The organism is Serratia sp. CY55921 (assembly GCF_052167655.1).
Classification (GTDB): Bacteria; Pseudomonadota; Gammaproteobacteria; order Enterobacterales; family Enterobacteriaceae; genus Serratia; species Serratia ureilytica.
Genome location: NZ_JBJNMU010000006.1, coordinates 15229 through 35822, shown reverse-complemented (window position 1 = coordinate 35822; position 20594 = coordinate 15229). Strand labels below are relative to the sequence as shown.

The following is a 20594-nucleotide window of genomic DNA, read 5'->3' as shown; positions in this document are numbered from 1 at the left end:
AAGGGATCAGGCAAGCCACTCGGGCAGATCGTTCAGGCCCATCGCCTGACGCACCAGCTTCGGTTTGACGCCCGGCAGGCTGTCTGCCAGCCGCAGGCCCACGTCGCGCAACAGCTTTTTGGCCGGGTGATTGCCGTCGAACAGTTCGCGGAAACCCTGCATGCTGGCCAGCATTACCGCCGCGCCATGTTTGCGGCGGCGCTCATAACGGCGCAAATAGAGGTGCTGGCCGATATCCTTGCCCTGCCGCTGCAGGCGGCGCAGTTCGGAAATCAGCTCGGCGGCGTCCATGAAGCCCAGGTTAACGCCCTGGCCGGCCAACGGATGCACGGTATGCGCCGCATCGCCCACCAGCGCCAGGCGGTGCGCTGCGAAGCTGCGCGCATAGCGGCCGGTCAACGGGAACGCCAGCCGTTCGCTTTCCAGGCTGCAAGCCCCCAGGCGCATGTCGAAGGTCATCGCCAGTTCGCGGTTGAACTGCGCCGGTTCCAGCCGTTTGAGCCTTTCGGCTTCTTCCGGCGTCACCGACCAGACGATAGAGCTCAAATACGGATCGCTGAACGGCAGGAACGCCAGAATGCCGTCGCCGTGGAAAATTTGCCGCGCCGTCGCCTGATGCGATTCTTCGGTGCGAACGGTGGCCACCAGCGCGTGGTGGCGGTAATCCCAGAAGGTGAGCGGGATATCGGCATGCTGGCGCAGCCACGACTGGGCGCCGTCGGCGCCAATCACCAACCGGGCGGTCAGCATGCGGCCGTCCTCCAGCGTGACGAAGGCGTCGTTCTCGCCCCACGCCACCTGCTTGAGCGCGGCCGGGGTAATCAGCGTGATGTCCGACAGGCTTTCGGCGCGTTTCCACAGCGCCTGCTGGATCACCGAATTTTCGATGATGTGGCCGAGATGGCTGAAGCCGCACTCGTCGCCGCGGAAGGCGATTCTGCCGAAGCTGTCGCGATCCCACACTTCCATCGCGTTATAGGCGCTGGCGCGCAGCTGGAGAATGTCGTCCCACACGCCGATGTGCTGCAGCAACCGCTCGCTGGCGGCATTGATGGCGGAGACGCGCAGGGCCGGCTGTTCCGACGGCGGCGCCATCTCCGGCTGGCGCTGCTCCAGCACCGCCACGCGCAGCCCGCTGCCCTGCAGGCCGCAGGCCAACGCCAACCCCACCATACCGCCACCGGCGATAATCACGTCAAATGATTGCATGCTGCTCGATTTCCTTAAATAACGCGCGACGCCTTGCCGCGCCGCGCTTTGGGCGCGTTAAAGCGCCCGACCATGTCTCTAACGTTCCACCCAGCCCAGCGTACGCTTGGCGAAGGCATCGCGTATCGCCGGCAAACGTTCCATCGCCATCAGCCCCAGATTGCGGCCGATCACCAGCGGGCCATAACGGTTGGCGAACAGATGAATCAACCCATCGGTCACGCCGATCGTCGCCCGCTGATCGTTTTGCCGCCGCTGCTGATAACGGCTCAGCAGTGCGTAACCGCCGGCGTCTTCGCCGCTGTCTGCCGCTTCCGCCAGCGTTTCCGCCAGCGACATCACGTCGCGCAGGCCAAGGTTGAACCCCTGCCCGGCGATAGGATGCAGCGTTTGCGCCGCGTTGCCCACCAGCGCCAGCCGGTGGCTGACATGGCGATCGGCGGTCAGCAGACCGAGTGGGTAACTGTGCCGTTTACCGGCTTTGAGGATGCGCCCCAGCCGCCAGCCGAAGGCCTGTTGCAGCTCGGCGATAAACCGCTCGTCGTCCCAGGCATCCACCTGGGCGCGATCTTCGCGCGCATGGCACCATACCAGTGAACTGCGCCCCTGCGACATCGGCAACAGCGCCAGAGGCCCATAGCGGGTAAAGCGCTCAAAGGCGCGCCCCTGCGGATCTTCCGCCGTGGTGACGTTGGCGATGGTGGCGAACTGCGGATAGTCCTCCTGCCGCCACTGCATATTGCAGGCTTGCGCCAGCGCAGAGCGCGAGCCGTCGGCCGCCACCAGCAATTGCCCGCGCAGACGCTGGCCGTTGTCCAGCAGCACTTCCGCCCGCTCTGCGGTGCGAATCACGTCCACCACCCGCGCCGGGCAGTGCAGCGTAACGCCGGGGGCCTTGGCCAGCAGCGCGAACAACCGCTGCCCGGCGTCGTGCAGTTCGATCACCTGGCCGAGCGCATCGACCTGATAATCTTGCGCCTGCAGATTCACAAACCCGGCGTGCCCGCGATCGCTGACGTGCACCTGAGTGATCGGCGTAGCGCAATCGCGCAGCGCCGGCCAAACGCCGATGCGCGCCAGCTGTTGGCAGGTGCCCTGCGCCAGTGCGATGGCGCGGGCGTCAAAGCCCGGATGGCTGCGGTCGTCCGGCCGGGTCGCCTCGACCAGATCCACCGCCATTCTTCCCTGAGTGAGCGACGAAATGGCCAGCGCCAACGTCGCGCCCGCCATACCCCCGCCAACGATAATAACGCTCATGCTACGACCTTGCCGCCGCCATCAAAGCCTCGATGGCATCGGCGTCTTTCACCACGGTGGCGGTCAGGTTTTCATTGCCGTCGGCGGTGATCACGATATCGTCCTCGATGCGGATGCCGATGCCGCGGTACTCCGCCGGCACGTCCGCATCCGGCGCGATGTACAGCCCCGGCTCCACGGTCAGCACCATGCCCGGCTCCAGCAGCCGATCGCGGCTCGGCGTGCCGTAGTGGCCAACGTCGTGCACGTCGAGACCCAGCCAGTGGCTCAGCCCGTGCATGAAGAACTGACGGTGCGCCTGCTCGGCGATCAGCAGGTCGACTTCACCTTTCAATACGCCCAGCTCCACCAGCCCGACCACCATGATGCGCACCACTTCGTCATTGACTTCGCGAATGCTGGTGCCGGGTTTGAACAGTTCCAAAGCGCGCTGCAGCGACGCCAGCACAATGTCGTACACCGCGCGCTGCGGCCGGCTGAACTTGCCGTTGACCGGGAAGGTGCGGGTGATGTCGCCGGCGTATCCCTGGTACTCGCAGCCCGCGTCGATCAACACCAGATCGCCGTCGCGCATCTGGCTCTCGTTCTCGGTGTAGTGCAGGATACAGCCGTTTTCGCCGCTGCCGACGATGGTGTTGTAAGACGGGTAACGGGCGCCGAGGCGGGTGAACTCATGATGAATTTCCGCTTCCAGCTGGTATTCGAACATGCCCGGACGGCATTTTTCCATCGCGCGGGTGTGCGCCAGCGCGCTGATCTCACCGGCGCGGCGCATCACCGCCAGCTCTTCCGGCGACTTGAACAGCCGCATGTCGTGCAGCCACGGCCGCCAGTCGGTAACGGTGGCCGGCGCCTGCAGGTTCTGGCGGAACCCCTTGCGCAGCTTGTCCAGCGCGCTGAACAGGATCTGATCGGCATAGGCGTATTCGCCCTGCGCGTGGTAGACCACGTCCAGGCCGTTGAGCAGCAGGTGCAGTTGGTCATTGATTTCATCGAACGGCAGCGCGCGATCCACGCCCAGCTTTGCCGGTGCGGCGTCTTGCCCCAGGCGGCGGCCAAACCAGATTTCCGCCGTCAAATCGCGCACCCGGTTGAACAACACGCTGTGGTTGTGCGTTTCATCGCTTTTAATCAGCACCAGCACCGCTTCCGGCTCATTGAAGCCGGTCAGGTACCAAAAATCGCTGTTCTGCCGGTAGGGATAGTCTGAATCTGCACTGCGCGTCGTTTCCGGCGCAGAGAAAATAACCGCCGCACTGGCCGGCGCCATTTTCGCCAACAGCGCCTGGCGGCGGTTGTTGAATTCCTGCTGAGTCATTACCTTCTCCTGAAATCATGCCATCCGCACCGCCGGCGGAGAGGCGATAGAACGTTTAGTGCAGCGTCGGTTTGATATTTTCCGGCGCCGTCGGTTTGTGACGGGTGAATTCGCCGTGGCACATGATGGCGGCGACCCGCACATACTCCGCCACTTCTTCCAACGACTGTTCCAATTCTTCCTGATCTTCGTCTTCGTCGTAGCCCAGCTGCGCGATATTGCGCAGATCGTCAATCGCTTCACCGACTTCGTCTTTCACCTGAGCCAGCTTCGGCTGCATCATGCCCAGCCCGAGCAGGAAGTGGTTGACCCAACCGGCCAGCGCGTCGGCGCGATCGAACACGCTGACGATCTCCCCTTCAGGCAGCATCAGTTGGAACAGGAATTCGTCATCTTCCAGCGTGTCACGCGTCGCTTCATACAGCTGCTGCAACGGTTGGCTGAGCGCCTGCGGGAAGGCGACGCCTTCGTTGGTCAGATCGTGCACCAGCGCCTGCCAGCCGGCGTCACGGCTGCCGCCGCACAGCAGGCCGCTGATCAGGCCGTGCATTTCTGCCGCGGTCAGCGCCACCGACTGCTGGTTGAGGGCCACGGTCAAAGATTGGTAACTTGGAAATGTATTCTGTATAGACATGCGCATTCGTCATCGTTGGCAGGATAAGTTCGTGTTATGCTACCACCAAGGTCCGTCGCTATACCAGATAAGCGCGACACCTCAGTGGCTAGTTATAATCGCGATGTGGCAGGTTTCACACTGCGCCGGCGGGTGACGAAAGTGCGGTAAATACGCATTTTGAAACCCTTTTTTGACTGGCAATGTCCGCCACAGTAGATTACAACCAGGTACTGAAAAAGGGGTTGTATCTTGGTACCGAGGTATATATAGTGGCGCCCGCTTTGACGGCCCGGCCCGGGCGGACAAGGCTGGCGCGAAATTTAGGCAGGAAGGTGGCATGTCTGCACAACCGGTAGATATTCAAATTTTTGGCCGCTCGTTAAGAGTCAATTGCCCGCCAGAACAACAAGATGCGTTGAATATGGCGGCGGACGATCTTAACCAACGGTTGCAAGATCTTAAAGTTCGCACTAGAGTCTCCAATACTGAGCAACTGGTTTTCATCGCGGCATTGAACGTCTGTCACGAACTTGCTCAAGAACGGTTGAAAACCCGTGACTATGCGTCCAATATGGAACAACGCATACGGATGCTGCAGCAGACCATTGAACAAGCGCTGCTTGAACAAGGTCGCATCTCTGAACGTCAGGATGCACAATTCGAATAACTTAAGTTGTTGAAAGCCAAGTTTTCGGCAACGAGTACAAAATTTCTCTGAGATGTTCGCCAGCGGGCCAGTCCCCTGAGCCGATATTTAGTACAAACAGAATGTGTTGCTCCGCGATCGGTGAGCACGCTCGGTGCGCCGAGAAGCCTTAAGATTGCGACGGCACGTTCACCTTGAACCATGGGTTCAAGGGTTACAGCCTGCGACGGCATCTCGGAGATTCCCCTTCTCAGCGGTTTTGTGTGCTGAACGCCACACTGAGCAAGCCTGATACGATGTCTTTTCAATCCCAATTCGCGCAGCAGCGCCAAGCCATTCGTCAACTCATTCGCCAACGTCGGCGCGAGCTTACACCCGAGCAGCAACGCTTTGCCGCAGAAAAGATAACCGAACGCCTCACCGCACACGCGCGCATTCAAGCGGCGCACAACATCGCGGTCTTCCTGTCGTTTGACGGCGAACTCGATACCGGGCCGCTGATCGAGCGTCTGTGGACGCTCGGCAAACGGGTTTACCTGCCGGTGCTGCACCCGTTCAGCCCGGGTCACCTGCTGTTCCTGCGCTATGCGCCGGAAACGCCGCTGGTACGCAATCGCTTCAATATTCTCGAGCCCCGCCTCGATGTGCGCCAGGTGTTGCCGCTGGGCGAACTTGACGTCGTGCTGACGCCGTTGGTGGCATTCGATCATACCGGGCAGCGTTTGGGCATGGGGGGCGGTTTCTACGATCGCACCCTGCAAAACTGGCGCAGCGGCGGCCCCTATCCCATCGGTCTGGCCCATGATTGCCAGCAGGTGGAGCGCCTGCCGACCGAGCACTGGGATATCCCGCTGCCGGAAATCCTCACCCCGCTCTGCAGCTGGGCGTGGCACGAACCCAAATAGCAAAAGGCCGGATCGCTCCGGCCTTTTTCGTTGCGGCGAGCCGCCGAATCAGAACAGCAGACGGGCGCGAATGGTGCCGTCGATGGCCTTCATGCGCTGCAGCGCGGCGTCGGCGCGCGCGGTTTCCGCTTCGATGTCGATCACCACATAGCCAATTTCCGGCCCGGTTTGCAGATACTGCGCGGCGATGTTAACCCCCTCTTCGGCGAAGATCTGGTTAATCTGCGTCAGCACGCCCGGACGGTTTTCATGGATGTGCAGCAGACGGCTGGCGTTCGGGCCATGCGCCGGCAACGACACTTCCGGGAAGTTGACCGCCGACAGGGTCGAACCGTTATCGGAATATTTCGCCAGCTTGCCGGCCACTTCGTCGCCGATGTTTTCCTGCGCTTCCTGAGTGGAACCGCCGATGTGCGGCGTCAGCAGCACGTTATCGAACTCACACAGCGGCGAGTTGAACGGATCGCTGTTGGTCGCCGGTTCTTCCGGGAAGACGTCGATCGCCGCCCCCGCCAGGTGATTGCTGGCCAGCGCGTCGCACAGCGCGGGGATATCCACCACGGTGCCGCGCGAGGCGTTGATCAGAATAGCGCCCGGTTTCATCAGCGCCAGCTCTTCCGCCCCCATCATATTCTTGGTCGCCAGCGTTTCCGGCACGTGCAGCGTCACCACGTCGCTCATATTGAGCAGATCGGACAGATGACGCACCTGTTGCGCGTTGCCCAACGGCAGCTTGTTCTCGATATCGTAGAAGAACACCTTCATGCCCAGCCCTTCGGCCAGAATGCCCAGCTGGGTGCCGATATGGCCGTAGCCGATGATGCCCAGTTTTTTGCCGCGCGCTTCATAGGAGCCCACGGCCAGTTTGTGCCATACGCCGCGGTGCGCCTTGGCGTTGGCGGCCGGAATGCCGCGCAGCATCAACAACAGCTCGCCCAGCACCATTTCGGCCACGGATCGGGTATTGGAGAACGGGGCGTTGAAGACCGGAATGCCGCGTTTGGTCGCCGCTTTCAGGTCAACCTGGTTGGTGCCGATGCAGAAGCAGCCCACCGCCACCAGTTTTTCTGCGGCGGCGAACACCTCTTCGGTCAGATGCGTGCGCGATCGGATGCCGACGAAGTGCGCATCGCGGATGGAGGCCTTCAGCGATTCGGTGTCTAACGCACCCTTGTGGTATTCGATGTTGGTATAACCGGCGGCACGCAAATTATCGACCGTGCTCTGATGAACCCCTTCCACCAACAGGAATTTAATCCTGTCTTTCTCCAATGATACTTTTGCCATTTACCCGACCCTATGTTCAGACTTCAGAAGCGGCTGTGACGACACAGCTCCCATCCAACATAACAAAAATAACGCAGGCGGCAATACAAACGATTGCCTGCCCGGCAGGACAAGGCGCAGCGTTGATGGCGGTTTACGGCAGAAAATGCCATAGGGAAAGTTTTCGGCAGAAGCTTTGGGGAGTCAGTTTTCACAATGTGACATAAGTCACCAAATTTGCCGCTTTTTAGAAAAGATGTTTTAACCGAAGAAATATGCGGCCCGGCACAGCCGGGCCACAGGCCGCAGAGGCTTATTTGACCACTTTCACGCCTTCCGGGGTGCCGACCAGCGCCACGTCCGCGCCGCGGTTGGCGAACAGCCCCACGGTCACCACGCCGGCGATGCCGTTGATCTTGTTCTCCAGCGCGATGGCGTCGGTGATGTTCAGGTTATGCACATCGAGGATCACGTTGCCGTTGTCGGTCACTACGTTCTGGCGATACTCCGGCAGGCCGCCCAGTTTCACCAGCTCGCGCGCCACATAGGAGCGGGCCATCGGGATCACTTCCACCGGCAGCGGGAATTTGCCCAGCACGTCCACCTGCTTGCTGGCGTCAACGATGCAGATGAATTTCTTGGCGATGGCGGCGATGATCTTCTCGCGCGTCAGCGCCGCGCCGCCGCCTTTGATCATCTGCATGTGGCCGTTGATTTCGTCCGCGCCGTCCACGTAGATATCGAGCGAGTCCACTTCGTTGCTGTCGAACACATGGATGCCGAGGCTTTTCAGCTTGGCGGTGGAGGCGTCTGAGCTGGACACCGCGCCTTCAATCTGGTGCTTGATGGAGCCCAGCGCGTCAATAAAGTGGGCGGCGGTAGAGCCGGTGCCCACCCCGACGATGGTGCCCGGCGTCACGTATTCCAGCGCCGCCCAGCCCACCGCTTTTTTCAGTTCATCCTGCGTCATAATATGTCCCTTGCCTCTGTACGAAAACGTGTGCGTATTATAGGGTAAAACGCTGTTTTTCACGCCGGCAGGATCACACTTATTTACCGCAGCCCGCATTTTTACCCGCTTGGCGGCGAGCTGGGGGCGTGATTTTTCCACCTGCGCCGCACGCAAAATGTGGCATAGTGCCGGTATCATTCTAATTTAAGGGATATCTTTCCGATGAAACGCCCAGACTATCGTACGCTGCAAGCGCTGGACGCGGTGATCCGTGAGCGCGGCTTCGAGCGCGCCGCGCAAAAACTCTGCATCACGCAATCGGCGGTATCCCAACGCATCAAACAGCTGGAAAACCTGTTCGGCCAACCGCTGCTGGTCCGCACCGTGCCGCCGCGCCCGACCGAACAGGGGCAAAAGCTGCTGGCGCTGCTGCATCAGGTGGAGCTGCTGGAAGAAGAGTGGCTGGGCAACGACACCGGCGTCGATACGCCGCTGCTGCTGTCGCTGGCGGTCAACGCCGACAGTCTGGCGACCTGGCTGCTGCCGGCGCTGAAGCCGGTGCTGGCGGACTCCCCCATTCGTCTGAATCTGCAGGTGGAAGATGAAACCCGCACCCAGGAGCGGCTGCGCCGCGGTGAGGTGGTGGGCGCGGTGAGTATTCAGCCGCAGCCGCTGCCGAGCTGCCTGGTGGATCGGCTGGGGGCGCTGGACTACCTGTTCGTGGCCTCCAGCGGCTTCGCCGAGCGCTATTTCCCGAACGGCGTCACCCGCTCCGCGCTGTTGAAAGCGCCGGCGGTGGCCTTCGATCATCTCGACGACATGCACCAGGCATTTCTGCAGCAGAACTTCGATCTGTCGCCGGGCAGCGTGCCCTGCCATATCGTGAACTCATCGGAAGCCTTCGTGCAGCTGGCCCGTCAGGGCACCACCTGCTGTATGATCCCGCATCTGCAGATCGAAAAGGAGCTGGCATCCGGCGAACTGATCGATTTGACGCCGGGGCTGTACCAGCGCCGCATGCTGTACTGGCACCGCTTCGCGCCGGAGAGCCGCATGATGCGTAAAGTGACCGACGCGTTGCTGGAGCACGGTCACCAGGTGCTGCGCCAGGATTAAAACGAAAAAAGGTTCGCCGCAGCGAACCTTTTCTTCATGACAACACCCTTACTGCGCGGCGTTGCGCTGCAGCTCGAACACCACATCCACCTGATCGTCGAAGTGAATGCTTTGCTGTTCATAGGTTTGCGCCGCGTCGTTTTCCGCCGCCGCGCCGGCCGCCTTATACATCCGCGCCACCGGCATCGGCTGGTAGTTGGCGACCCGGTAGCGAATGCTGTACACCGGCCCCAGCTTGGCGTGGAAGCCCTTGGCCAGGGATTCGGCCTGCTGAGTCGCGTTCTCGATCGCTTTTTGCCGCGCCTGCTCGCGATACACGTCCGGCTTGGCGACGCCCAGCTCCACCGCGCGGATCTCGTTCAGGCCGGATTTCAGCGCGCCGTCCAGCAGCTCGTTCAGCTTGTCCAACTGGCGCAGGGTAACCTGCACCTGGCGCACCGCCCGGTAGCCCTTCAGCACCGACTCGCCGGTTTTCAGGTAATCGTATTCCGGCTGGGTGCGCAGGTTGGCGGCGCTGATGTCTTTCTTCTCGATGTTGTTTTTCTGCAGGAAATCAAAGTACTGCGCCACGCGCTCGTCCACCTGCTTCTTCGCCTGGGCGGCGTCTTTGGAGGAAACGCTCACTTCGATCGCCAGAGTGGCGATATCCGGCGTGGCGTCCACGCTGGCGGTGCCGGAGGTGACGACGTGCGGCCCTTCAGGCAATTCAGCCGCCTGCAGCGCCATCGGTAGCGTCCCTAATCCGACCATTGCGGCCATAGCCAATGCTTTTAGCTTCACAGTGTCTCCTTAATGACAGGCTGTCTCTGATCGCCGGCTTTTCCCTGCGAGAACCGCCGGTTTCCTGGCATCAAACGTAGCATATCGCACGGCGTTTTGAATTCGGATTAGTGACAAATTCTTATAAATTTGCCCCCTGCCAGGCCAGCTGCAGCGCGATGCCCCACATCACCAGACCGACCAGCGCATTGATGATGCGCTGCGCCCGCTGGGTGTTCAGCCACGGCGCCAGCCAGGAGGCCAGCAGCGCCAGACCAAAGAACCACACCGCCGACGCGCTGACCGCGCCAAGCGCGAACCAGGAACGCACGTCCGCCGTCAGCTGTCCGCCCAGGCTGCCGAGCACCACGAAGGTATCCAGATAGACGTGCGGATTCAGCCAGGTGACCGCCAGCATGGTGACCACGATGCGCCAGCGGCTCTGCGCCAGCTCCTGCGCCGCGGCCTGCGCCGGTTGCGGGCTGAAGGCGGAACGGAACGCGCCCCAGCCGTACCACAGCAGAAACGCCACCCCGCCCCAGGTCACCAACGCCAGCAGCAGCGGCGAGCGGGTCAGCAACGCGCTGCCGCCGAAAATACCGGCGCAGATCAGCACGATATCGCTCAGCGCGCACAATGAGGCGATCATCAGATGATACTGACGGCGAATGCCCTGATTCATCACGAATACGTTCTGCGGGCCCAGCGGCAGGATCATGGCGGCGCTCAGGGCAAAGCCCTGCAGGAAGACGGCTAGCATGGGAAATTCCTCGAATGATAAAAGGCGCCGGACGTGGGCGCGTATCGGTCAACACGCGCATCATACGAGGAAGCGATCATTAGGTGAAATTGATGTTTCTAATCAAGTATCAGAGATGCTAATACCCTGTGGGCGCCAGGCCAGCGCCGCCAGATTCGCCCATCGGCGAAAAATTCGCTATCATCCGCCCCTCCTCCCTCCAGCCGGCCGACCGATGTCTACGATTACCGATACCTTCATCGCCCCGCCCTGTCATGACCAGATAGAGATCCTCTATCAGGACGATCATCTGGCGCTGATCAATAAACCCGCCGGGTTGCTCAGCCTTTCGGGCAAAAATCCGCAAAATCTCGACTCGGTGCACTATCGGCTGGTGCAGATCTTCCCCGGCTGCACGCTGGCACACCGCCTGGATTTCGGCACGTCCGGGTTGATGGTGGTAGCCCGCAATAAGGCCGTCAATGCCGCGCTCTGCCGGCAGTTCAGCGAGCGCACCGTCGGTAAAGTCTACAGCGCGCTGCTCTGCGGCCATGTGGCGGATGACAAAGGGGTAATAGACGCGGCGATCGCCAACGATCCGGCGCTGTTCCCGCTGATGTCGATTTGCGCCCTTCACGGCAAGCCCGCTCGCTCCCGCTATCGGGTCGTCGAGCGTTTTTATCGTGAAATGGAAGGCGGGATCTCGCTGCCGCTGACGCGGGTACAGCTCATTCCGGAGACCGGGCGCACCCACCAGCTGCGTATTCACAGCCGGCAATTGGGCCATCCTATTTTAGGCTGCGATCTGTATGGCGGGCGCCTGCTGCCGGGTGCCGAGCAGACGCCGCGGCTGATGCTGCACGCCAGCGAACTGGACTTTGTGCACCCCATCCGCGGAGAGCGGATAACCGCTCGTCACGCCGCGCCGTTCTGAACGCGGCTTACCACATCAAATCGTCAGGCACTTTAAAGTCGGCGTACGGATCGTCTTCATCCTGCTCTTCCTGACTCAGCGCTGTGCAACACAATGCTGCCCGCATCGCGCTGCGCGATTTTATCGGCGACGCTCGCTGGGATAATCGCGTATTCACACTCTTCCCGGTTCTCGACCACCAAGCGGGCAATGGCGAGGCGGCCATTGATCAGTTGGGTCTGCGTCGCCTTATCCACCAGGATTTTTTTGATCAGGTTGCCGTCGGTAAAGTTAAAACCGATATCGCCTTTCGCCAGCACGATGCGATTCATCTCGATCAGCTGCTTCACCTGCGCCTTGTATTCTTTGGACAGCGCGGCTTGCTTTTGCTGCTCGTTCAGCTGCTTATCGCGCTCAAGCTGCGCCTTTTTATTCTCTTCCACCGCCTCTCTGGCCTCGCGGGCCTGAACGCGTGATTTTTTAGCCGTTCTTTGGACTTTGGCCATTTTCTTGCTGGTTACCAAGCCCGCTTTGAGCATCTGCTCTTGTAAGGTGAGTTTTGTCATGTTCGTGTCTGAAGCCGTGGGATCATGGAGGGATTATACCCGTAATTTTTCAGGCTGCACCAGGTTGCCGGCCCAACCCACCGGCGGTTTTCGCCGCAGAGCAACGGCGGTAAAACGGCCCGAACGCCCGATCATGAATACCGCTCATGTGGTAATGAAATTAAGTCTCTTTCACTCCCTCCGGGACTCTGGCAAAAATAGACCTCATTAACGACAGACAATATGAAATCGGCTGAATAAAAAAATAGAAAAACAAGCCATTGAAAAAAAATGGATAAATCCGGCCTTCATATCATATAACAGGATGCTATAAGACGATGAATACAGACTTTACCTTTACGATTAAGAGCAGTTCTTTCGACGAAGATTATAACCCTTCTGAAAATACGCGTATCACCACCAACTTTGCTAATTTGGCCAGAGGGAAAAACCGCCGGGAGAACCTGCGCAACACGTTGGTGATGATCGACAATCGCTTTAATGCATTAGCCTATTGGGATAACCCCAAGGCCGATCGCTACTCTGTCGAGCTGGAAATCATCTCGGTTGAGATGTGCATCGAAGATCAGGGCGCCAGCTTTCCGGTTATCGAAATCCTGAAAACCAACATCATCGATAAAAAAACGCAAAAGCGTATCGAGGGCATCGTCGGGAACAATTTCTCGTCTTACGTGCGCGATTACGACTTTAGCGTCTTGCTGCCGGCGCACAATAAAAACGCGGCGGAATTTACCATTCCGGATGATTTCGGCGATTTGCACGGCAATATCTTTAAGCACTTCGTCAATTCAAACGAATACCATGAAAATTTCAGCAAACCGCCGGTGATCTGCCTCAGCGTATCCAGCAAAGACACCTACCATCGGACGGGCAATCAACACCCGGTCTTGGGCGACGAGTATCGGCAAGACGGCGCTTCATTGACCGACCGGTATTTTAAAAAAATGGGCCTGCAGGTGCGCTATTTCATGCCGAAAAATAGCGTTGCGCCCCTGGCGTTTTATTTCCCTGGGGATTTGCTGAGCGATTACACCGATCTGGAACTGATCGGCACCATCAGCACGATGGAGACCTTCCAGAAAATCTATCGGCCTGAAATTTACAATGCCAATTCGGCGGCGGGGCAATGCTATCAGCCAAGCCTGAATAACCAGGATCATTCATTAACCAAGATTGTTTACGATCGCGAAGAGCGTAGCCAGTTAGCGATTGAGCAGGGGAAATTTACGGAAGAGCAATTTATCAAACCCTACAAGCCTATTCTTGAGCAATGGTCTGCTCACTACGCGCTTTGATTCACTTAAATACAGGTCACCTATCATGAAAATATTGCTCCCCACATCGACCGCCGGCAGCTTGCCCAAACCGGTCTGGCTGGCCCAACCGGAAACCCTGTGGTCGCCCTGGAAATTGCAGAATGAAGAACTCATCGAAGGGAAACAGGACGCTCTGCGTTTGTCACTGGCAGAGCAACAACAGGCCGGCATCGATATCGTCAGCGATGGCGAACAAACCCGTCAGCACTTCGTCACGACGTTTATCGAGCATCTCAGCGGCGTCGATTTCGAAAAACGCGAAGTGGTTAAAATCCGCAATCGCTATGAGGCGAGCGTGCCGACGGTCGTGGGGGCGGTCTCGCGTCAAAAACCCGTTTTCGTTGAAGACGCCAAATTTTTACGCCAGCTGACCACACAGCCGATTAAATGGGCCCTGCCGGGGCCGATGACCATGATCGACACGCTCTATGACAACCACTATAAAAGCCGCGAGAAATTAGCCTGGGAGTTCGCGAAGATCCTCAATCAGGAAGCCAAAGAGCTCGAGGCCGCAGGCGTCGACATTATTCAGTTTGATGAGCCCGCATTTAATGTGTTCTTTGACGAGGTGAATGACTGGGGCATCGCCGCCCTGGAAAGAGCCATTGAAGGGCTTAAGTGTGAAACCGCCGTACATATCTGCTATGGATATGGGATTAAAGCCAATACCGACTGGAAAAAGACGCTGGGCTCGGAATGGCGACAATATGAAGAGGCGTTTCCGAAACTGCAAACGTCTAACATCGATATCATCTCGCTGGAGTGCCATAACTCGCACGTGCCCATGGATCTGCTTGAACTGATCCGCGGCAAAAAGGTGATGGTCGGCGCCATCGACGTAGCGAATCATGCCGTTGAGACGCCGGAGGAAGTGGCCGACACGCTGCGCAAAGCGCTGCAGTTTGTCGATGCCGACAAGCTCTATCCGTCGACCAACTGCGGCATGGCCCCCCTGCCCCGTCAGGTCGCCCGCGGCAAGCTGAATGCGTTAAGCGCAGGCGCCGAGATCGTGCGCCGAGAGCTGTTAGCCAAATAACCTTGCCTGCGCCCGCCACAGACACCTCCTGCGGCGGGCGATTATCAGCAATTCCCCCTCCCCGCAACGCCCCCGCTCTGGTGTATACTCGGATTTCTACGCGATGCCAGCCACAGCGGTTTTGGTTCAGGCCTGGCCTGAACAGCCCTCAGCCAGCCCACACAAGCCGAATAACAGTGGAATAACCATGAGCCCAAATACCGCTCGCATCAGCGAAATCATCGATCGCGCCAGGATCTCCCCCTACCAAATCCTGATCCTGACCCTGTGTTTCCTCATTGCCCTTCTGGACGGTTTCGATACCGCCATCATCGGCTATATCGCGCCGGCGCTGCGCGAAGAGTGGGATCTGCTGCCCGCTCAGCTCTCCCCCGCCTTCGGCGCGGGGCTGTTCGGCCTGCTGATCGGCAGCCTGCTGTTCGGGCCGATCGCCGACGCCATTGGCCGCAAACGCGTGCTGCTCGTCGCGGTGCTGGTGTTTGGCGGCTGTACTCTGGCTTCGGCCTATACGCATTCGATCGAATCCCTGACCCTGCTGCGCTTCATCACCGGCATTGGCCTCGGAGGCGCGATACCGACCTGCATCACCCTCAGCTCGGAGTACTCACCGGCGCGCCGCCGCATGCTGATGGTCACCTTGAGCTGGAGCGGCTTTACCGCTGGGTTAGCCCTGGGCGGCCTGCTGGCCGGGCAGATCATCCCGGCGTTCGGCTGGCGCGGCCTGCTGCTGGTCGGTGGCATCGCGCCGTTGGCGCTGCTGCCGTTGTTGGCCTGGCAGATGCCCGAATCAGTACGCTTTATGGCCGCCAGCGCCAAACATGCCGATCGGCTGCGCCGGGTGGTCGAACGCATCACCGGCCAGCGTTGGACGGGGATAACCATCGTCGATGACGAGCGCCCGGCGCAGGCCAGGTCGCCGATATCACACCTGTTTATCGAAGGCCGCGCCGTACGCACCCTGCTGCTGTGGGTGGCGTTCTTCTGTTCGCTGTTCGTGTTCTACCTGCTCACCAGCTGGCTGCCGACCCTGCTCAAAGACGCCGGTTACGATATCGCCCACGCCTCGCGCATCGGCGCGATGGTGCCGCTCGGCGGCACCCTGGGCGCCATCCTGATGGCGCTGCTGATGGATCGGATCGGGCCATACCGCGTACTGGCCGTCTCCTACCTGGGCGCCGCACTGGTAATTGGCGCGACCGGGTATCTGATGGGCGACGTCTACACGCTGGCCGCCGTCGTGTTCCTTATCGGCTTCGGCGTGGCCGGCGCGCAAAACGGCCTGAACCTGGTCTCCGCCACCCTTTATCCGACCGCAGCCCGCGTCACCGGCGTCAGCTGGGCCATGGCCAATGGCCGCTTCGGCTCAATTGTCGGCTCGATGCTCGGCGCCTGGATGATGGCCGCCGCCGGCTCGACGGAAGTGTTCTTCCTCTGGCTGGCGCTGCCGGCGCTGCTGGGCGCCGCCGCCATCTTCCTGCTCTATCGCCTCAGCCTGCGCCGCCGCACGCCGCTCACGGAACCGGCTGCGGGCATCTGACCTCGCGGAAAATAAAAGGCCGAGACGCCATCGGTAGCGTCTCGGCCTACAGTAAAAAAGGGGGCCAAGGCCCCCTTCTGTGTTATTCCGCCTTGGCGGAAGCGTCTTCGGTGCGATACAGGTGCACATCCATCTGCGGGAACGGAATGCCGATGTTGTGGGCATCCAGCGCGCGCTTGAAGTTTTCCATCAGATCGAAGTACACGTTCCAGTATTCCGCATTGGTGGTCCAGGAACGGGTCACGAAGTTCAGCGAGGACGGCGCCATCTCGTTCAGACGCACGGTCACGCCTTTGGCGTGCATGATGCGTTTGTCGGCGGCGATCACGTCGCCCAGCACCTTCTTCACCACGTCGATATCGGCGTTGTAGGCCACGCCCACCACGATATCCACGCGGCGGTTCGGTTCGCGGGAGTAGTTGATGATGTTGCCGGCGATGATTTTACCGTTCGGCACCACGATGGTTTTGTTGTCGGCGGTGCGCAGGGTGGTGGAGAAAATCTGCACCTGATCGACGGTACCGGCCACGCCGCCCAGATCGACATATTCACCCACGCGCAGCGGACGGAAGATCACCAGCAGCACGCCGGCGGCGAAGTTGGACAGCGAGCCTTGCAGCGCCAGGCCGACGGCCAAACCGGCGGCACCCAGCACCGCGATCACCGAGGTTGTCTGCACGCCGACGCGCCCCAGCACGGCGATGAAGGTGAACGCCAGCACGCCGTAACGCACGATCGCTGACAGGAAGTCGGCCACCGTGGCGTCGATGCCGCGCAGCTTCATCACGCGGTTCAGCGCATTGCCGACCACGCGGGCCACAATCGAACCGATGATCAGGATAACGATGGCGGCGACGATATTCACCGCGTACTGGATCAACAGATCCTGATTCTTCACCAACCAGTCGCCGGCACCGTTGATGCCGTCTACTACATTCAAATCTTTCATTCGTGTCGTCCTAACTCAGTCCCTAACGGGAGAAACTCGCAAAAATACACTGGCCTCGGCGGCCAGTAGGAAACCACGCCTAAGGGTAACCAACATTAAAGGCTCATGCCAACCATCAGCATTAAAAATAGCCGAAACCGCCCGCCGCTTCTTCTATGCTGAGAACAGCGCGTTGGCCATTTCACGACAAGGGATCCGTTCTTCATGCACATTCGCTCTTCGCTCAAACACTATTGGCAAGTGCGGCCCAGGCTGCTGTTTTCCGTCGGCGCCGGGCTGCTGTGCTTTCTGCTGCTGCCCGCCCAGCTCTCGCTGCTGCAACGCTTGATGATCGGCTGGAATACGCTGGCCTGGCTCTACCTGCTGTTTCTCTGGCGGCTGATGCTGGTCAGCACGCCGCAGCACATTCGCCAAATCGCCCGGCGGCAGGACGAAAGCGCCAGCATGGTGCTGGCGTTAGTCAGCCTCGGCTGCCTGGTCAGCTTACTGGCGATCCTGTTTGAATTGAGCAGCGCCAAACAGGTGGTCGGCTCTCTGAAAACGCTGCATTTGCTCCTGACCGGCGCCACGCTGGCGGTCTCCTGGCTGCTTCTGCCGACCGCCTTCACCATGCACTATGCTCATCAGTTTTATCGCCAGGGCGCACAGCAGGATCCTTTGCCGCTGCTGTTCCCCGGCAATCTCGCCGATCCCACCTATCTGGATTTCGCCTACTTCTCCTTCACCATCGCGGTCGCGTCGCAAACCGCCGATGTGGCGGTCGGCGCGGCAGAGGTGCGCAAGATCACCCTTCTGCAGTCGGTGATCTCCTTCGCGTTCAACATGCTGATCCTGGGCCTGTCCATCAACGTCGGCGCCGGCCTGTTGGGCTGAAAACGAAAAAGGCTCCCCGCAGGGAGCCTTTAAATTGCAAACAAAGGAGGAAAAAACGTGGTTTTTCCTCCTTTGTGATCATCAGTCGAAAATCAATAAATTGATTTTCCTTATTTTTTATATTTTGCCTACGGCAAGCCAAGCCACGCATCAGGCTTGCCATAAACAAAAAGGCTCCCCGCAGGGAGCCTTGTACATCATGCAACAGGTGCCGAAGATTACAGAACGTCTACCGCGTTCAGATCTTTGAAGGCCTGCTCCAGACGCGTCACCATGCTGGTTTGCGCTGCGCGCAGCCATACGCGTGGATCGTAGTATTTCTTGTTAGGCTGATCGGCGCCTTTCGGGTTGCCCAGCTGGCCCTGCAGGTAAGCTTCGTTCGCTTTGTAGTACTGCAGGATGCCGTCCCAGGTCGCCCATTGGGTGTCGGTGTCGATGTTCATCTTGATCACACCGTAACCCACAGACTCTTTGATCTCTGCATCGGTAGAACCGGAACCGCCGTGGAACACGAAGTTCAGGCTGTTGTGCGGCAGGTTGAATTTCTTGGACACGTAATCCTGAGAATCGCGCAGGATGGTTGGAGTCAGCTTAACGTTGCCTGGCTTGTACACGCCGTGCACGTTACCGAACGATGCAGCGATGGTGAAGCGCGGGCTGATGGCGTTCAGTTTTTCGTACGCGTAAGCCACGTCTTCCGGCTGGGTGTACAGAGCGGAAGCGTCCATATGGCTGTTGTCCACGCCATCTTCTTCACCGCCGGTGCAGCCCAGTTCGATTTCCAGCGTCATGCCGATTTTGGCCATGCGCTTCAGGTAGGCGCTGCAGATCTCGATGTTTTCTTCCAGAGACTCTTCAGACAGATCGATCATGTGGGAAGAGAACAGCGGTTTGCCGGTAGCGGCGAAGTGTTTCTCGCCGGCGTCCAGCAGGCCGTCCAGCCATGGCAGCAGTTTCTTCGCGCAGTGGTCGGTGTGCAGGATCACCGGCACGCCGTAGTGTTCAGCCATCTGGTGAACGTGGTGTGCGCCGGAGATAGCGCCCAGAATCGCTGCGCCCTGAGGCACATCGGTCTTCACGCCTTTGCCGGCGATGAATGCGGCGCCGCCGTTGGAGAACTGAACGATGACCGGCGCGCGCACTTTAGCCGCGGCTTCCAGCACTGCGTTGATGGAGTCGGTACCCACGCAGTTTACCGCTGGCAGCGCAAAGTTGTTCTCTTTAGCAACTGCGAAGACTTTCTGAACGTCATCACCCGTGATGACACCCGGTTTTACGAAATCAAAAATTTTAGACATGTTACTTTGTCCTGTTTCGTCGGCCGTAGATGGATGTAAATCGATGTTTTCACGCCGCGCAGCATTTGCCGCGCGGTATAAAACAAACGGGCGGCTTTCGCCTCCCGTTGTCTGAATTACTGCTTAGCGCGCTCTTCCAGCATCACGACTGCAGGCAGCGGTTTCCCTTCAACGAATTCCAGGAATGCGCCACCGCCGGTGGAGATGTAGGAGATTTTGTCAGCGATACCGAACAGATCGATGGCTGCCAGAGTGTCGCCGCCGCCAGCGATAGAGAAAGCGTCGCTATCGGCGATCGCGCGGGCGACAATTTCGGTGCCCTTACGGAAGTTAGGGAACTCGAATACGCCAACCGGGCCATTCCACAGAATGGTTTTGGCGTTCTTCAGGATAACGGCCAGACGCTCGGCAGAGACGTCGCCCATATCCAGAATTTGCTCGTTGTCCTGGATCTCGTTGGCCTGCTTCACGGTCGCGGTCGCGGTCTCAGAGAACTCGGTCGCCACGCGCACGTCGGTCGGCACCGGAATGTCGCAGGTTTCCAGCAGTTTCTGCGCGTTCGGGATCAGATCCGGTTCGTACAGGGACTGGCCCACGTTGTTGCCCTGCGCCGCCACGAAGGTGTTGGCAATGCCGCCGCCGACGATCAGCTGATCGGCGATTTTGGACAGGGAATCCAGCACGGTCAGTTTGGTGGAGACTTTAGAACCGCCCACGATGGCGACCATCGGACGGGCCGGGTTACCCAGGGCTTTGCCCAGCGCTTCCAGCTCGGCGGACAGCAGCGGGCCGGCACAGGCGACAGGCGCGAACTTGCCCACGCCGTGGGTGGAAGCCTGCGCGCGGTGCGCGGTGCCGAACGCGTCCATCACGTACACGTCGCACAGCGCCGCGTATTTCTTGGACAGGGTTTCGTCGTCTTTCTTCTCGCCCTTGTTGAAACGGACGTTTTCCAGCACCACCAGTTCACCTTCGGCGACGTCGACGCCATCCAGATAATCCTTCGCCAGACGCACTGGGGATTTCAGTTGATCTTTCAGGTAGTTGACCACAGGCAGCAGGGAGAATTCTTCGTTGTACTCGCCTTCGGTAGGACGACCCAGGTGGGAGGTTACCATCACGCGGGCGCCTTGCTTCAGCGCAGCTTCGATAGTCGGCAGGGAAGCGCGGATACGCGCGTCGGAAGTCACTTTACCGTCTTTTACCGGCACGTTCAGATCGGAGCGGATCAGTACGCGTTTACCCGCCAGATCCAGATCGGTCATCTTAATTACAGACATGGTGAACCCTCTTTATTGAATCTCTATAAAATTGCCTGAGCAG

General features: G+C 59.5%; 19 protein-coding genes, 1 other RNA gene and 1 pseudogene. 9 read left to right on the top strand and 12 right to left on the bottom strand.

Annotation, left to right across the window (positions count from 1 at the left end; genetic code table 11):
* Positions 1 to 6 precede the first annotated feature (6 nt).
* From ubiI to ACJ8M3_RS20960, 4 genes are all read right to left on the bottom strand, one after another.
* Positions 7 to 1209, bottom strand: a complete 1203-nt coding sequence (ubiI, locus tag ACJ8M3_RS20975; protein WP_089197405.1) for an FAD-dependent 2-octaprenylphenol hydroxylase — start codon at positions 1207 to 1209, stop codon at positions 7 to 9.
* A gap of 78 nt (positions 1210 to 1287) precedes the next feature.
* On the bottom strand, positions 1288 to 2466 hold the full coding sequence (ubiH, locus tag ACJ8M3_RS20970; RefSeq protein WP_047573764.1) for a 2-octaprenyl-6-methoxyphenyl hydroxylase: 1179 nt from the start codon (positions 2464 to 2466) through the stop codon (positions 1288 to 1290).
* Position 2467: 1 nt separating this feature from the next.
* Positions 2468 to 3784 (bottom strand): Xaa-Pro aminopeptidase, encoded by a 1317-nt coding sequence (gene pepP, locus ACJ8M3_RS20965; protein WP_033652182.1) that lies wholly within the window; start codon positions 3782 to 3784, stop codon positions 2468 to 2470.
* A 55-nt stretch (positions 3785 to 3839) separates the two neighbouring features.
* The gene (locus tag ACJ8M3_RS20960) at positions 3840 to 4418 is read right to left on the bottom strand and encodes a YecA/YgfB family protein (protein ID WP_004931622.1); all 579 of its coding nucleotides are present in this window, start codon (positions 4416 to 4418) and stop codon (positions 3840 to 3842) included.
* A gap of 319 nt (positions 4419 to 4737) precedes the next feature.
* Here ACJ8M3_RS20960 and zapA point away from each other — a divergent pair, with 319 nt between their 5' ends.
* From zapA to ACJ8M3_RS20945, 3 genes are all read left to right on the top strand, one after another.
* Positions 4738 to 5067 (top strand): cell division protein ZapA, encoded by a 330-nt coding sequence (zapA, locus tag ACJ8M3_RS20955; RefSeq protein ID WP_004931621.1) that lies wholly within the window; start codon positions 4738 to 4740, stop codon positions 5065 to 5067.
* 41 nt (positions 5068 to 5108) lie between these two features.
* A non-coding RNA gene (ssrS, locus tag ACJ8M3_RS20950) (6S RNA) lies at positions 5109 to 5291 on the top strand.
* 51 nt (positions 5292 to 5342) lie between these two features.
* Positions 5343 to 5951, top strand: a complete 609-nt coding sequence (locus tag ACJ8M3_RS20945) for a 5-formyltetrahydrofolate cyclo-ligase (protein ID WP_060660278.1) — start codon at positions 5343 to 5345, stop codon at positions 5949 to 5951.
* Positions 5952 to 5999: 48 nt separating this feature from the next.
* Here the strand turns inward: ACJ8M3_RS20945 and serA are convergent, their stop codons facing one another.
* Both serA and rpiA read right to left on the bottom strand, forming a co-directional pair.
* Positions 6000 to 7238, bottom strand: a complete 1239-nt coding sequence (serA, locus tag ACJ8M3_RS20940; RefSeq protein ID WP_025304156.1) for a phosphoglycerate dehydrogenase — start codon at positions 7236 to 7238, stop codon at positions 6000 to 6002.
* A 292-nt stretch (positions 7239 to 7530) separates the two neighbouring features.
* On the bottom strand, positions 7531 to 8187 hold the full coding sequence (gene rpiA, locus ACJ8M3_RS20935) for a ribose-5-phosphate isomerase RpiA (protein ID WP_033644746.1): 657 nt from the start codon (positions 8185 to 8187) through the stop codon (positions 7531 to 7533).
* 204 nt (positions 8188 to 8391) lie between these two features.
* On the opposite strand from rpiA, the gene ACJ8M3_RS20930 reads away from it, so the two are divergent.
* Positions 8392 to 9285, top strand: coding sequence for a LysR family transcriptional regulator ArgP (locus ACJ8M3_RS20930; RefSeq protein WP_004931613.1), 894 nt, complete (start codon positions 8392 to 8394; stop codon positions 9283 to 9285).
* Between the two features lie 48 nt (positions 9286 to 9333).
* Here the strand turns inward: ACJ8M3_RS20930 and ACJ8M3_RS20925 are convergent, their stop codons facing one another.
* Both ACJ8M3_RS20925 and argO read right to left on the bottom strand, forming a co-directional pair.
* Entirely contained in the window at positions 9334 to 10065 is a 732-nt protein-coding gene (locus tag ACJ8M3_RS20925; protein ID WP_031300626.1) for an oxidative stress defense protein, read from the bottom strand.
* 121 nt (positions 10066 to 10186) lie between these two features.
* Positions 10187 to 10804 carry an arginine exporter ArgO gene (gene argO, locus ACJ8M3_RS20920; protein WP_004931603.1) on the bottom strand — a complete coding sequence of 206 codons (618 nt, stop codon included), beginning with the start codon at positions 10802 to 10804 and terminating at the stop codon, positions 10187 to 10189.
* 214 nt (positions 10805 to 11018) lie between these two features.
* On the opposite strand from argO, the gene ACJ8M3_RS20915 reads away from it, so the two are divergent.
* Complete coding sequence (locus ACJ8M3_RS20915; RefSeq protein WP_442514728.1) at positions 11019 to 11717, top strand: RluA family pseudouridine synthase; 699 nt, start codon at positions 11019 to 11021, stop codon at positions 11715 to 11717.
* Positions 11718 to 11793: 76 nt separating this feature from the next.
* Here the strand turns inward: ACJ8M3_RS20915 and ACJ8M3_RS20910 are convergent.
* A pseudogene (locus tag ACJ8M3_RS20910) lies at positions 11794 to 12202 on the bottom strand (DUF2058 family protein); the annotation flags it as partial.
* Between the two features lie 377 nt (positions 12203 to 12579).
* On the opposite strand from ACJ8M3_RS20910, the gene ACJ8M3_RS20905 reads away from it, so the two are divergent.
* From ACJ8M3_RS20905 to ACJ8M3_RS20895, 3 genes are all read left to right on the top strand, one after another.
* Positions 12580 to 13557, top strand: a complete 978-nt coding sequence (locus ACJ8M3_RS20905) for a DUF1852 domain-containing protein (RefSeq protein ID WP_089197407.1) — start codon at positions 12580 to 12582, stop codon at positions 13555 to 13557.
* Between the two features lie 25 nt (positions 13558 to 13582).
* The gene (locus ACJ8M3_RS20900) at positions 13583 to 14614 is read left to right on the top strand and encodes a methionine synthase (protein WP_033644741.1); all 1032 of its coding nucleotides are present in this window, start codon (positions 13583 to 13585) and stop codon (positions 14612 to 14614) included.
* A gap of 187 nt (positions 14615 to 14801) precedes the next feature.
* Entirely contained in the window at positions 14802 to 16151 is a 1350-nt protein-coding gene (locus tag ACJ8M3_RS20895) for an MFS transporter (protein WP_060660275.1), read from the top strand.
* Between the two features lie 82 nt (positions 16152 to 16233).
* Here the strand turns inward: ACJ8M3_RS20895 and mscS are convergent, their stop codons facing one another.
* Entirely contained in the window at positions 16234 to 17100 is an 867-nt protein-coding gene (gene mscS / locus ACJ8M3_RS20890; protein ID WP_015378992.1) for a small-conductance mechanosensitive channel MscS, read from the bottom strand.
* Positions 17101 to 17304: 204 nt separating this feature from the next.
* Here mscS and ACJ8M3_RS20885 point away from each other — a divergent pair, with 204 nt between their 5' ends.
* Positions 17305 to 17973, top strand: a complete 669-nt coding sequence (locus tag ACJ8M3_RS20885) for a DUF1345 domain-containing protein (RefSeq protein ID WP_046687767.1) — start codon at positions 17305 to 17307, stop codon at positions 17971 to 17973.
* A gap of 218 nt (positions 17974 to 18191) precedes the next feature.
* On the opposite strand, the gene fbaA is transcribed toward ACJ8M3_RS20885, so the two are convergent.
* Together fbaA and pgk are read right to left on the bottom strand one after the other, a co-directional pair.
* Complete coding sequence (gene fbaA, locus ACJ8M3_RS20880) at positions 18192 to 19271, bottom strand: class II fructose-bisphosphate aldolase (protein WP_025304179.1); 1080 nt, start codon at positions 19269 to 19271, stop codon at positions 18192 to 18194.
* A 116-nt stretch (positions 19272 to 19387) separates the two neighbouring features.
* A complete protein-coding gene (pgk, locus tag ACJ8M3_RS20875) occupies positions 19388 to 20551 on the bottom strand; it encodes a phosphoglycerate kinase (RefSeq protein WP_046687768.1) in 1164 nt (387 codons plus the stop codon).
* Between the last annotated feature and the right edge of the window lie 43 nt (positions 20552 to 20594).

Coding starts and splice junctions, on each gene's coding strand:
- ACJ8M3_RS20930 (WP_004931613.1), top strand. CDS start 8,392: ATGAAACGCCCAGACTATCGTACGCTGCAAGCGCTGGACGCGGTGATC.
- rpiA (WP_033644746.1), bottom strand. CDS start 8,187: ATGACGCAGGATGAACTGAAAAAAGCGGTGGGCTGGGCGGCGCTGGAA.
- ACJ8M3_RS20945 (WP_060660278.1), top strand. CDS start 5,343: ATGTCTTTTCAATCCCAATTCGCGCAGCAGCGCCAAGCCATTCGTCAA.
- ACJ8M3_RS20960 (WP_004931622.1), bottom strand. CDS start 4,418: ATGTCTATACAGAATACATTTCCAAGTTACCAATCTTTGACCGTGGCC.
- ACJ8M3_RS20885 (WP_046687767.1), top strand. CDS start 17,305: ATGCACATTCGCTCTTCGCTCAAACACTATTGGCAAGTGCGGCCCAGG.
- ACJ8M3_RS20915 (WP_442514728.1), top strand. CDS start 11,019: ATGTCTACGATTACCGATACCTTCATCGCCCCGCCCTGTCATGACCAG.
- fbaA (WP_025304179.1), bottom strand. CDS start 19,271: ATGTCTAAAATTTTTGATTTCGTAAAACCGGGTGTCATCACGGGTGAT.
- ACJ8M3_RS20900 (WP_033644741.1), top strand. CDS start 13,583: ATGAAAATATTGCTCCCCACATCGACCGCCGGCAGCTTGCCCAAACCG.
- serA (WP_025304156.1), bottom strand. CDS start 7,238: ATGGCAAAAGTATCATTGGAGAAAGACAGGATTAAATTCCTGTTGGTG.
- ubiI (WP_089197405.1), bottom strand. CDS start 1,209: ATGCAATCATTTGACGTGATTATCGCCGGTGGCGGTATGGTGGGGTTG.
- pgk (WP_046687768.1), bottom strand. CDS start 20,551: ATGTCTGTAATTAAGATGACCGATCTGGATCTGGCGGGTAAACGCGTA.
- ACJ8M3_RS20905 (WP_089197407.1), top strand. CDS start 12,580: ATGAATACAGACTTTACCTTTACGATTAAGAGCAGTTCTTTCGACGAA.
- ACJ8M3_RS20895 (WP_060660275.1), top strand. CDS start 14,802: ATGAGCCCAAATACCGCTCGCATCAGCGAAATCATCGATCGCGCCAGG.
- zapA (WP_004931621.1), top strand. CDS start 4,738: ATGTCTGCACAACCGGTAGATATTCAAATTTTTGGCCGCTCGTTAAGA.
- pepP (WP_033652182.1), bottom strand. CDS start 3,784: ATGACTCAGCAGGAATTCAACAACCGCCGCCAGGCGCTGTTGGCGAAA.
- mscS (WP_015378992.1), bottom strand. CDS start 17,100: ATGAAAGATTTGAATGTAGTAGACGGCATCAACGGTGCCGGCGACTGG.
- ubiH (WP_047573764.1), bottom strand. CDS start 2,466: ATGAGCGTTATTATCGTTGGCGGGGGTATGGCGGGCGCGACGTTGGCG.
- argO (WP_004931603.1), bottom strand. CDS start 10,804: ATGCTAGCCGTCTTCCTGCAGGGCTTTGCCCTGAGCGCCGCCATGATC.